The 12,103-nt window shown below is 76.6% G+C and carries 6 protein-coding genes; 5 read left to right on the top strand and 1 reads right to left on the bottom strand.

All coding sequences use genetic code 11. From position 1 onward, the window contains the following. The first annotated feature begins 212 nt into the window (after positions 1 to 212). The 5 genes from ANAE109_RS14900 (at position 213) to ANAE109_RS14920 (ending at position 11,161) form a co-directional block, all read left to right on the top strand. Positions 213 to 1,412 (top strand): 3-phosphoglycerate dehydrogenase family protein, encoded by a 1,200-nt coding sequence (locus ANAE109_RS14900; protein ID WP_012097709.1) that lies wholly within the window; start codon positions 213 to 215, stop codon positions 1,410 to 1,412. A gap of 101 nt (positions 1,413 to 1,513) precedes the next feature. After that, positions 1,514 to 3,505 (top strand): hypothetical protein, encoded by a 1,992-nt coding sequence (locus ANAE109_RS14905; protein WP_012097710.1) that lies wholly within the window; start codon positions 1,514 to 1,516, stop codon positions 3,503 to 3,505. Positions 3,506 to 3,821: 316 nt separating this feature from the next. Then, positions 3,822 to 5,180 (top strand): APC family permease, encoded by a 1,359-nt coding sequence (locus tag ANAE109_RS14910; RefSeq protein ID WP_012097711.1) that lies wholly within the window; start codon positions 3,822 to 3,824, stop codon positions 5,178 to 5,180. Positions 5,181 to 5,193: 13 nt separating this feature from the next. Beyond that, entirely contained in the window at positions 5,194 to 5,826 is a 633-nt protein-coding gene (locus ANAE109_RS14915) for a class I SAM-dependent methyltransferase (protein WP_012097712.1), read from the top strand. Positions 5,827 to 5,920: 94 nt separating this feature from the next. Further along, positions 5,921 to 11,161, top strand: a complete 5,241-nt coding sequence (locus ANAE109_RS14920; RefSeq protein WP_012097713.1) for a carboxyl transferase domain-containing protein — start codon at positions 5,921 to 5,923, stop codon at positions 11,159 to 11,161. Between the two features lie 66 nt (positions 11,162 to 11,227). On the opposite strand, the gene ANAE109_RS14925 is transcribed toward ANAE109_RS14920, so the two are convergent. Next, positions 11,228 to 12,100 (bottom strand): sugar kinase, encoded by an 873-nt coding sequence (locus ANAE109_RS14925; protein WP_012097714.1) that lies wholly within the window; start codon positions 12,098 to 12,100, stop codon positions 11,228 to 11,230. Between the last annotated feature and the right edge of the window lie 3 nt (positions 12,101 to 12,103).

Below are 12,103 nucleotides of genomic sequence, written 5' to 3' on the forward strand. Positions count from 1 at the left end.
CGCACATGTTGACGCCGGTCACGGATCGGAGGTCCAGATGGGCGCCGATTGCTCCTGAAATCGCTGCCGTTGCACAGGGTTACACCGGACTCCCGCCGCACTTTTTCCGGGCGGTGAAGCGGCTTCGCGGCTAAGGGCACCCGAGCGGCTGCGGCGGAAAACCGCACGCTGCCGCCCCCCACGCTCTCGATACCCCGACTCGGAGGCCCACCGTGAAGATCCTCGTCGCCGACGCTTTCCCGACCGAGCGCCTCGCCGACTTCCAGGCGCTCGGGCTCGAGGTCGCGCATCGCCCCGACGTCGCCGTGCAGGAGCTCGCCGCGGCCGCCCGCGACGCGGCGATCCTCGTGGTCCGCTCGAAGCAGGTGCAGGCGGACGTCTTCGACGCCGCGCCCGGCCTCTCCCTCGTGGTCAGGGCCGGCGCCGGCGTGAACACCATCGACGTGGCGGCGGCGTCGCGGCGGGGCGTCTACGTCGCGAACTGCCCGGGCCAGAACTCCATCGCGGTGGCGGAGCTCGCCATCGGCCTCGTGGTGGCGCTCGACCGGCGCATCCCCGACAACGTCGCGCTCCTGCGCGCCGGCAAGTGGGACAAGAAGACGTTCTCCGAGGCGCAGGGGCTCTACGGGCGCACGCTGGGCGTCGCCGGCGTCGGGTCCATCGGCCGCGAGGTGGCGCGGCGCGCGCAGGCGCTCGGGATGCGCGTCGTGGCCTGGTCGCGCTCGCTCGACGACCGCCAGGCGAAGCTGCTCGGCGTGGAGCGGGCTCCCGACCTGGCCGCGCTGGCGCGCGAGTCCGACTTCCTCTCCCTGCACCTCGCGCTCTCGAAGGAGACGCGGGGCATCGTCTCGCGCGAGGTGCTCGAGGCGCTGAGGCCCGGCGCCGCCCTCGTGAACACGGCGCGCGCCGAGATCGTGGACCAGGCGGCGCTCCTCGAGCTCGCGCGGGCAGGCCGGCTCCGGGTCGGCACGGACGTGTTCGCCGGCGAGCCCGAGAAGGGCAAGGCGGAGTTCGACAGCGAGCTCGCGAAGCTGCCGAACGTGTACGGCACGCACCACATCGGCGCGTCGACCGCCCAGGCGCAGGACGCCATCGCCCGCGAGACCGTGCGGATCGTCGAGGCGTTCGTGAAGAGCGGCGAGGTGCCGAGCTGCGTGAACGTGGCGCGGAAGACGCCCGCGCGCGCCCGGCTGGTCGTGCGCCACCTCGACAAGGTCGGGGTCCTCGCCAACGTGCTCGGCGCGATCCGCGAGGCGGGCATCAACGTCGAGGGGGTCGAGAACACGATCTTCGAGCACCACCAGGCGGCGTCGTGCACCATCGACCTCGACGAGCGCCCGCCGGCGCCCCTCCTCGAGCACCTGCGGACTCGCGTGGGGGACGTGCTCTTCGTGGGCTCCTTCGACCTGTGAGCGGCCCTCGGCGCGGGGACGTCCGCGGGGCGGCGCGGCGCGCTTGCCCGCCCCGCTCCGCGCGACTAGAACGCTGCGTCACCTCGAGCCGGAGCCCTCGGATGAACCACGCGCGCGCCGCCTTCCTCGCCGTCCTCCTCGCCTCCTCCTCCGCGGGCTGCGCCACCCGCGGCGGCGCCCCCGGCGCGATCCGGCCAGGCGCGCCGGGGCGCGCGGCGCTGAACCGCGCCTCCCTCGAGCTCGCCTATCCCCTCTTCTGGAGCGAGGACCGCGACGGGGACGGCGTCCTCGATCCCGAGGAGCTCGCCGTGGTGTGGGGCCTCGATCCGCGCCCGCGCGAGCACTGGGTGACGAAGGACGGCAGCTTCACCCACGCCTTCCTCGAGGCGTGGGACCGCGTCCGGGCCCGCGCCGCCGCTCCGCCCGCGCCGGAGGACGCGCGCCAGAGGGCGCTCGCGAAGGAGCTGGCGCAGAGCTACTTCACCGTCCTCGAGAGCGACTTCACGCCCGCGCCGGAGGAGGAGCGCGCGCTCGTGCGACACGTGCTCGAGGCGGCCCGGCTCGTCGAGCGGCTCCACGCGAGGCAGCTCGGGACGTACGGGATGGAGGCGCGGATCCCGCCCGCCGACGGCCGCTCGCGGCTGGTCTTCTTCCTGAACCAGGGCCCCTGGTGCAGCGGCCCCGCCACCGAGAAGGACCCCGCCTGCAGCGCGATCGCGCCCACCCCCGCGCGAATCTCCGGCCTCTACCCTCCCGAGCTCCAGACCGGCGCCGGGTTCTGCGACGCCCTCGCGAACGGCGCGCGGGGCGGCGAGCTCGCGCGGCCGTTCTCGCTCGTGTCGCGCGACGGGGCGGGCGACCTCGTGCCCGTCCCGTACCACGTCGCCTATCGCGAGGACATGGAGGCGATCGCGCGGGAGCTGGAGGCGGCGGGCGCCGCCCTCCGCGATCCCGGCGAGGCGGCGCTGCGGGCGTACCTCGCGGCCGCGGCCCGCGCCTTCCGCACCGGCGACTGGGCCGCCGCCGACGAGGCGTGGGCGCGCATGGACGCGGAGAGCTCGCGCTTCTACCTGCGCGTGGCGCCGGACGAGGTGTACTTCGAGCCGTGCAACCAGAAGGCCGGCTTCCAGCTGAGCTTCGCCCGCATCGACCGCGCCTCGCTCGAGTGGCAGCGCCGGCTCGACCCGGTGAAGGGGGAGATGGAGCAGGCCCTCGCGGCGCTGGCGGGGCCGCCCTACGCCGCGCGCGCCGTGTCCTTCCACCTCCCGGACTTCATCGAGATCGTCGTGAACGCCGGCGACGCCCGCGCGGCCCGCGGCGCCACCATCGGCCAGTCGCTGCCGAACTGGGGCGCGGTGGCGAACGAGGGCCGCGGCCGCACCGTCGCGATGACGAACTTCTACACGGACCCGGAGAGCAAGGAGATCCAGCGCCGGCGCGCGGAGTCGCTGCTCTGCCCGGCGACGATGGCGCGCTACTCGGACGACCGGGACGCGTCGGTGCTCGGCACCGTGCTGCACGAGGCGGCGCACAACCTCGGCCCCGCCCACGAGTACGCGGTGGAAGGGCGCACCGACGATCAGATCTTCGGCGGCCCGCTGGCGACCACGCTGGAGGAGCTGAAGGCGCAGACGAGCGCGCTCCACCTCACGGACTGGCTCGCCGCGCGCGGGATCCTCGACCGCGACCTCGCCGAGCGCGCGCACGTGCGCGACGTGGTGTGGACCTTCGGCCACGTGAGCCGGGGCATGTACGACGCGGAGGGGAAGGTGAAGCCGTACAGCGCCCTCTCGGCGATCCAGCTCGGCTTCCTCCTGAAGGAAGGCGGGCTCGCGTGGCGCCCCGAGGCGGATGCCGCGAACGGGCGCGACCGGGGGTGTCTCGACATCGACTTCGCCGCCTTCCCCGCCGCCGTCACCCGGCTCGAGCAGGTGGCGCTCGGAGTGAAGGCGCGCGGCGACGCCGCGGCCGCGCGGGCGCTGGAGGCCGAGTTCGTCCGCGGCGGGGGGGCCTTCGACGAGGTGCTGCGCGTCGTCGCGGAGCGCTGGCTGCGCCATCCCGGCGCGACGTTCCTGTACTCGGTCCGCTACTAAACCATGGTTCGTGATTCGCGATCACCTTCGGTGTCGCGAATCACGCCATGGTTTAGCCATGTTCTGACGGGGGCTGCGCCCCCGCCCCGCCGAGCGAAGCTCGTCGGGGCCCCACCCCTGCTACGCGGGGCCCGGGCGCGCTTCGCCCCTCGGGGCTCGCGCGCCGTCCCGCGGGCGCGGCTTCGCCGCGCTGTTTCCGAATCGCGCACGGTCGTTTAGGGCCACCCGCACGCTCGGCCGCCGGGGCGACGCCCGCCCGCGCGCGGCGAATGCGGAGCGTTGACGCCCGCTGCGGCGCGGCCGAACGTGGGCGGGCATGGGGGCGGGGGGAACGTCCGCGCGGCGAGGGGATCGGGACGGTGCGCCGCGCCCGTCGCTCGCGCGGCACGACGCGATCGCGCTGGTGCTCGGGATCGTCATCGGCGCGGGGATCTTCCGCGCGCCGTCCGCGGTCGCGGCGAGCGCGCCGGACGCCGCGGCGATCCTCGCGGCCTGGATCGCGGGCGGCGTCGTCTCCCTCGCCGGGGCGATGTGCTACGCGGAGCTCGCCGCCGCCTACCCGCACGCCGGCGGCGACTACCACTTCCTCACCCGCGCGCTGGGGCGCCCGATCGCCTTCCTCTTCGCGTGGGCGCGGCTGACGGTGATCCCCACCGGCTCCGTCGCGATGCTCGGCTTCGTGTTCGGAGACTACGCGGCCGACCTCCTCGGCGCGCCGCGCGCGAGCGGGCCGCTCGCCGCCGCCCTGGTCGTGACGCTGACGCTCGTGAACGCCGCGGGCCTCCGGGTCGCGCGCCGCCTGCAGAACCTCCTCACCGTCGCGCTCGTGCTCGGGCTCGTGGCGGTGATCGTGACGGGGTTCGCGCTCCCGCCGGCGCCGCCCGCCGCCGCGCATGTCCCGGCGCGGCCGGCGTTCGGCCTCGCCATGGTGTTCGTGCTGCTCGCGTACGGCGGGTGGAACGAGGCGGCCTACGTCTCGACCGAGCTGCGCGGGGGCCGGCGCGCCATCGCGATCACCCTCGTCGTCTCGCTCCTCCTCGTGACCGTGCTGTACGTGCTCGCGAACGTGGCGTACCTGCGCGGCCTGGGGGTCGACCGGGTTCGGGAGTCGAGCGCGGTGGCGGCCGACCTCCTCGCGCGCGGCCTCGGGCCGGCGGGCGCCGCGGCGATCGCGGCGATCGTCATCGCCGCGGCGGTGACGTCGGCGAACGCGACGCTGCTCATGGGCTCGCGGCTGGTGTGGGCCTTCGGTCGCGACTTCCCCCTCTTCGGCTCGCTGGGGCGGTGGAGCGAGCGCGCCTCCTCGCCCGTCAACGCCGTGCTGCTGCAGGGCGCGATCGCCCTCGCGCTGGTGGGGCTCGGCACCCTCTCCCGCCGCGGCTTCGAGGCGATGGTGGCGTACACGGCGCCGGTGTTCTGGCTGTTCTTCCTGCTCACCGGGATCTCGCTGTTCGTGCTCCGCCGCCGCGATCCCGCGGCGGCGCGCCCGTTCCGGGTCCCGCTCTACCCCGCCACGCCGGCCGTCTTCTGCGCGGCGTGCGCGTTCCTGTTGTGGTCGAGCCTCGTCCATGCCGGCCCCGGCGCCATCGCCGGCGTGGCGGTGCTCGCGACGGGGCTCGCACCCATGTGGCTCTCGCTGCGGCGGGCGCAGGCGCGCCCCTCCCCCGCGGCGTGAAGGAGGAGACGAGATGACCGCACGCTTCGAGGTCCCGTTCTCGGCGCGGCGCATCGCCGCGCGTGCCGCCGCCGCGGCCACCCTCGCCGTCGCGCTCGCGGGGCAGGCCCGCGCCCAGCTGGCACCGCCGCCCGGCGCGGCCGTCGAGGAGGCGCCCTCCCGGATCCCGGACGTGGTCTACGTGCCGACCCCTGAGCGCGTCGTCGCCACGATGCTCGACCTCGCGAAGGTCGGCCCCCGCGACGTGGTGTACGACCTCGGCTGCGGGGACGGCCGCATCGTCGTGGAGGCGGCGAAGCGCGGCGCCCGCAAGGCGATCGGCGTGGACATCGACCCGGAGCGGATCGCCGAGGCGCGCGAGAAGGTGCGCGCCGCGGGCGTAGGGGACCGGGTGGAGATCCGGGAGGGCGACCTCTTCGAGATGGACTTCTCCGACGCCACCGTCGTGACGCTCTACCTCCTGCCCGATCTCAACCTCAGGCTGCGACCGAAGCTCCTCGCCCTCCCGCCCGGCACCCGCATCGTCTCCCACGCCTTCGACATGGGCGACTGGGCGCCGCAGGAGGTCCGGCAGGTGGACGGCAAGACGGTCTACTTCTGGACCGTCCCCGCCCGCCCCAAGGCGCAGGCCCGGACCGCGAAGTAGCGGGGTTTTCGCCTGTGCCGCCGGCGCCTCCCGGCTAGATCCCACGCGCGCGCCGCTTCTCGCCGGATGGGCGTCCGCGGCGCGAGGAGGCGCGGTGCACGAGCGCAACGGGCTGGGCCGAGTCGCGGTGGTGGACCCGAGCGAGGCGGCGCGCCGCGTCGTGCGGGCCGTGCGTGCGCTGGGCCGGGAGGGGCTCGCGGACGGCGCAGTGGTGGTGCACGCCGCCGAGCCGCGGCGCGCCCCGGCGGTGCGCGAGGCGGACGAGGCGGTCGAGGCCCTCGCCGACGTGGAGGAGACGCTCCGGCGCGCGCGCGCCGACGCGGCCTGGCTCGGGCCCGCCCCGGTCGCGGAGCGGGCCGCCTTCGCGGAGGCGTGCGCCCGCGCCGGCGTGACGCACGTCGGCCCGCCCGCCGACGCGCTGCGCTGGCTGGCGGCGCCCGGGGCGCTCTCCGCGCTCGCCGAGAGGGTGGGCGTGCTCGCCGGCGAGGCGGCCGGTCTCGCCAGGCGCATCGAGGTCGTCGTCGCACGCGACCGGGCCGGCGCGGCGCGCGTGATCGGCGTCGGGGACGCCTCCCTCCGCGCCGCCGGAACCACCTCCCTCGTCGAGTCGCCACCCGCCGGGCTGGCGCCGGAGGTGGTGGAGCGCGCGCGCTCGCTCGGCCTGAGCGTGGCCGCCGAGGCGGGTTGGGTCGGCGTGTGCGGGGTGGAGCTCGCAGTCGACGCCGCGGGGCGCATCTCCCTCTCCGCCATCGGCGCCACCCCCGCCTCCGCGCCCGCCGTCGAGGAGGCGAACGGCGCCGACCTCGTGAGGCTCGCGCTGCGGCTCGCGGCCGGGCAGCCGCTCGACGCCGCCGCGCCGCCCCCGGCCGCGGCTCACGCGCTGGCGGCCCGCGTGGTCGCAGCGGGAGCCCCCGCAGGGCGGGTCGAGGTGCTCCGGCTCCCCTCGGGGCCGGGCGTGCGCACCGACGCGGCCCTCGACGAGGGCGACGACGCCCCCGCGGGCGCGGTGATCGCGACGGTGATCGCGCGCGCGGAGGAGCGCCGCGAGGCGCTCGAGCGGCTCGTGCAGGCGCTCGCGGAGAGCGACGTGCTCCTCCGCGGCGCGGCGCCCTCGACGGCATGGCTCCGCGCCCTCTGCGGGCGAGCGGAGATCCGCGCCGGACGTTTCGGCGCCGGGCTCCTCGACGCGCTGTCCTCCGCCGGGGAGCCGGCGGTGCCGCAGCGCCCGGAGGTCGCCGTCGTCGCGGCCGCGCTCGAGGCGTACGACGCCGAGCTGGACCTGGAGCGGGCGCGCTTCATCGTCGAGGCGCGGCGCGGGCGGCCTCGCGTGGGTCCCTCCTCTGGACGGAGCATCGAGCTCCGCCACGGGGGCCGCCGTCATCGCCTCGACGTCCGGCAGGTCGCCACCGACGCCTACCGTGTCGTCCAGGCGGGTGGCGCGCCGCTCGAGCTCCGGGTCGAGCGGCTCGGCGCCCACGAGCGCCGGCTCGCGTGGCGCGGCGGCCACGCGCGGCTCCTCGTCGCGAGCGACGGGCGGCGCCAGCTCGTCCAGGTCGACGGCGTTCCCCACGTCGTGCGGCTCGACCCGGCGGGCGTCGTGGCCTCGCCCTTGCCGGCGGTGGTGGTGGCGATCCCGGTCGCTCCCGGGCAGCGCGTGTCGGCGGGTGAGCCCATCGCGCGCGTCGAGTCGATGAAGGTCGAGATGGTGGTGCCCGCGCCGTACGGGGGGGTCGTGCGCGAGGTCCTCGCCGTCCCGAACGCCCAGGTCGACACCGGCGCGCCGCTCGTCAGGCTCGACCCCGAGGGCGAGGGCGCGCCGGAGCCGGCCGCTCCTCCGCTCTCCCTCGCCGCGGCGGCGCCCGTGGAGCCCGCCGACGCGGGCGGCCGCTACCTCGTCGCGCTCGCCGAGCTCCAGCGGCTGGTGCTCGGCTTCGACGTGAGCACGGCCGAGGCGCGCCGGCTCGCGGCCGCCTGGCGCGAGCTCGCGGGCGCCGCGCCGCACGGCGACGCGAGCACCCTGCGCGCCGAGTCGGCCGTGGTCGCCGCCTTCGCGGACGTTCAGTCGCTCTACGGCCGCGCCCGCCCGGCGGCGGAGGACGGCGGCGCGAAGCCCCCGCTCGAGGAGCTGTGGCGTTACCTCCACGAGCCCGAGGCGCGAGGCGCCGGGCTCGCGCCGTCGTTCGTCACGGCCCTGCGGCGCGCGCTCTCGCACTACGGCCTCTCGCTCGAGGTGCCCGGGGGGGCGCTCGAGGTGGCGCTGCTGCGCATGCAGAAGGCGTACGAGCGCGCGGAGGAGCAGCTCGCGCCGCTGCTCGGCATCCTCGAGCGGTGGCTCGCCGCGCCGGACGCGCCGGCCGCGCTCGCGCCGCGCGAGCAGCTCGACCGGCTCGCCGCGGTCGGCGAGGAGCGCTTCCGGGCGCTCGCCGACCTCGCGCGGGAGGTGCGCTACCGCCGTCACGACCAGCCCGGCATCGATCGCTTGGCCGCGGAGACGTACGCCCAGGCCGAGGCGGACCTGGCGCGGCTCCAGGACGCGGAGGCCGCGGAGCGCGAGGCGCTCGTCGAGCGGATCGTCCAGTGCCCCCAGTCGATCGCGACGCTGCTCGTCTCGCGCATGGCGGAGGCCGCGCCGCCGCTCCGGGCGCGGCTCGTCGAGACCCTGCTCCGGCGTTACTACCGCGACCGGGCGCTCGGGCCCGTCGAGCTCGGCGGCGTCGAGGGGCTCGCCTGCGCCTGGGCGGACTACGACCTCGACGGGCAGCGCTTCCGGGTGATCGCCGCCTTCGCGCTCCCCGGCGAGCTCGACCAGTCGGTGCGGCGGCTCGCGCGGCTCGCCGCCGAGGTCCCCGCGGACCGCGCGGTGGCGGTCGAGCTGTACGTCTGGCACGACGGGCCGGTGGAAGGCCCCGACGCTGCGGCCGAGCGGCTACGCGCCGCGCTCACGCAGGCCGCGTTCACGCGCGCGCTGCGACGCGCGTCGTTCCTGCTCGCGATCCGCGGTCGCGGCCTCGGCCGCCAGGCGAGCCAGGAGCACTTCACGTTCCGCGGCGGGCCGGCGGAGTGGATCGAGGATCGCCGTCACCGCGGCGTGCACCCCATGCTGTTCAAGCGGATGCAGCTCGGCCGGCTCGCGGGCTTCGAGCTCGAGCGCCTCCCCTCGGTGGAGGACGTCTACCTGTACCGCGGCGTCGCGCGCGAGGCGCCGAGGGACGAGCGGCTCTTCGCGGTCGCCGAGGTGCGCGCCATCGCGCCGGTCCGCGACGCCTCCGGGCGCGTCGTGCAGATGCCCCACGTCGAGCGCATGCTGCACGAGGCCCTCGCGGGCATGCGCCGGTTCCAGGCGCGGCGCGCGCCGGGGCAGCGGCTCGAGTGGAACCGCGTCCTCCTGACGGTGGGCCCGCCCCTGCCGCTCACGCCGGAGGAGATCCGCGGGCTGGCGGACCGCATGGCCCCGGCGGCCGCGGGGCTCGGCCTCGAGATGGTGCTCATCGACGCCCGGATCCCGGATCCGGCCACGGGCGAGCCCCGGCGCACCCTGCTGCGCTTCCTCGCGGACGACCGGGGCGGCGTCTCGATCCGCTGGGACGAGCCCACGGACCGGCCGCTCGAGCCGATGGCGGAGTACGAGCAGCGGGTCGTGCAGCTCCGCCGCCGCGGCCTCACCCACCCGTTCGAGATCGTGAAGCTGCTCGCGCCCCCGCGCGGCGGCCAGAGCTCCGTACCGCCGGGCGAGTTCGTGGAGCACGACCTCGACGCCGGGGGCGCGCTCGCCCCGGTGGACCGGCCGCCGGGGAAGAACGCGGCGAACGTGGTCGCCGGCACGGTGCGCAGCTTCACGCCGAGTCACCCCGAGGGGATGCTCCGGGTGGTCCTGCTGGGTGATCCGAGCCGCGCGATGGGCTCGCTCGCGGAGCCGGAGTGCCGGCGCATCGAGGCGGCGCTCGCGCTCGCCGAGCGGCTCGGCGTGCCGCTCGAGTGGTTCGCGGTGTCGGCCGGCGCCAGGATCTCCATGGAGAGCGGCACCGAGAACATGGACTGGATCTCCCGCGTGCTGCGCCGCATCGTCGAGTTCACCCAGCGCGGCGGCGAGCTCAACGTGATCGTGGTGGGCATCAACGTCGGCGCCCAGCCGTACTGGAACGCCGAGGCCACGATGCTGATGCACACCCGCGGCATCCTGGTCATGACGCCGGGCTCGGCGATGGTGCTCACCGGGAAGGAGGCGCTCGAGTACTCCGGCAGCGTGTCCGCGGAGGACAACCGGGGCATCGGCGGGTACGAGCGGATCATGGGGCCGAACGGGCAGGCGCAGTATCAGGCTGGCAGCGTCGCCGAGGCCATCGACCTGCTGATGCGCCACTACGCGCACGCGTACGTCGTGCCGGGGGAGCGGTTCCCGCGGCGCGTGCCGACGGCCGACCCCCTGGACCGCGACGTGCGCTCGTCGCCCCACGGCCCCGAGGGAGGCGCCGGGTTCGACACGATCGGCGACGTGTTCAGCGCAGAGCGGAACCCGGATCGCAAGAAGCCGTTCGACATCCGGCGCGTGATGGCGGCCTGCGTGGACCAGGATCACCCGCCGCTCGAGCGCTGGCCCGACCTGCGCGGCGGCGAGACCGCCGTCGTGTGGGACGCGCACCTCGGCGGCTTCCCCGTCTGCCTCGTCGGCATCGAGTCGCGCCCGCTGCCGCGGCTCGAGTTCGTGCCCGCCGACGGCCCCGAGCTCTGGTCGGCCGGGACGCTCTTTCCCCAGTCCTCGAAGAAGATCGCGCGGGCGCTCTCCTCCGCGAGCGGGAACCGCCCGGTGGTGGTGCTCGCGAACCTCTCCGGCTTCGACGGCTCCCCCGAGTCGATGCGCCGCCTGCAGCTGGAGTACGGCGCGGAGATCGGGAGGGCGGTGGTGAACTTCCGGGGGCCCATCGTGTTCTGCGTGGTCTCGCGCTATCACGGCGGGGCGTTCGTGGTGTTCTCCAAGGCGTTGCGCGACGACATGGAGGTGGTGGCGGTGGAGGGGGCGCGCGCGTCGGTGATCGGCGGCGCTCCGGCCGCCGCGGTGGTGTTCGCGCGCGAGGTGGACACCCGCGCCCGCAAGGACCCGCGCGTGCTCGAGGCCGAGCGGGCCGCCGCCGCCGGCGGTTCCCGGCTGCACCTCGAGGACGTGCTCGCCGCGGTTCGCGCCGAGAAGGTGGGCGAGGTCGCCGAGGAGTTCGACGCCATCCACACCGTGGAGCGGGCGCTCCGCGTCGGCTCGCTGGACCGCGTCATCCCCGCCGGGCAGCTCCGGCCGTACCTCGTGGACGCGGTGGCGCGGGGGATCGCGCGGGCGGGGCGCTGACCGCGCCGCGGCGCTCCGCCCATTCGCGCGCCCGCCGCCCGCGGGTGACGTCGCGCCGCCGCCCGCTCAGCGCGGCAGCGCGAGCGGCAGCTGCCCCTCGCGCGGATCGATCCCGCCGAGCACCGCCGCGCCGTGCTGGCCTGCGCGCGCGCACGCCTCCGCGATCGGCACGCCCGCGGCCAGGAAGAACGTGAGCGCCGCGGCGAAGCTGTCCCCCGCGCCGTACGCGCCGCCGCCCGCGGGCGGCGAACGCGGCGCCTCGAACGTGGCGGTCCCCTCCTCCGTCTCGATGCGCCCGCCGCGCGCGCCGTCCGTCAGCACCAGCGCGACCGGCGGCACCGGGTAGTCCGCGCGCGCGCTCGCCTCGCGCGGATCGCGGGCGCTGCCCACCACCACGTCGGCGCGGACCCCGGAGGCCGCGAGCGCCGGCCGGCGCCGGGCGGCGACCACGAGGAGGCGGGCCGCGCGCGCCGCGCGGAGCGCGGCGGGATCCTGCGCCGTGAAGTACGCCGCGTCGAGCCCCGCGAGCGCCCCCCAGGGCAGGGGGTCCTCGGCGCGGGGGTGCAGCGGCTCGCCCACGACGAGGATCGTCCGCTCGCCGGCGGGGTCGATCATGGCGATGGCGCGGGTGTGCGGCTCGGACCGGCGCACCGCGTGGACGTGCGCGCCGCTCGCCCCGAGCTCGGCCGCGATCGCGTCGCCCGCGGCGTCGTCGCCGATGGCCGTGTAGAGGTGCACCTCCGCCGGGCTCCGAACGAGCTGCCAGAACGCGACGCCCCCGCCGCCCCCGGGGAAGGCGAGCGGCGCCGCCAGGTGGACGATCGCGCCCGGCGCGGGCACCGCGGGGACGCGACCCGCCGTGACGTGCTCGACGTGGCCGACGACGGCGAGGCGGAGGCTCACCCGCCGGTTGTAGCGCGGGAGCGGCGGGCGGCGCACGCC

The organism is Anaeromyxobacter sp. Fw109-5 (assembly GCF_000017505.1).
In the GTDB taxonomy this organism is placed as follows: domain Bacteria; phylum Myxococcota; class Myxococcia; order Myxococcales; family Anaeromyxobacteraceae; genus Anaeromyxobacter.

Excerpts from the sequence above, each read along its gene's own strand:
- ANAE109_RS14905 (WP_012097710.1), top strand. The coding sequence starts at position 1,514 with ATGAACCACGCGCGCGCCGCCTTCCTCGCCGTCCTCCTCGCCTCCTCC.
- ANAE109_RS14910 (WP_012097711.1), top strand. The coding sequence starts at position 3,822 with ATGGGGGCGGGGGGAACGTCCGCGCGGCGAGGGGATCGGGACGGTGCG.
- ANAE109_RS14915 (WP_012097712.1), top strand. The coding sequence starts at position 5,194 with ATGACCGCACGCTTCGAGGTCCCGTTCTCGGCGCGGCGCATCGCCGCG.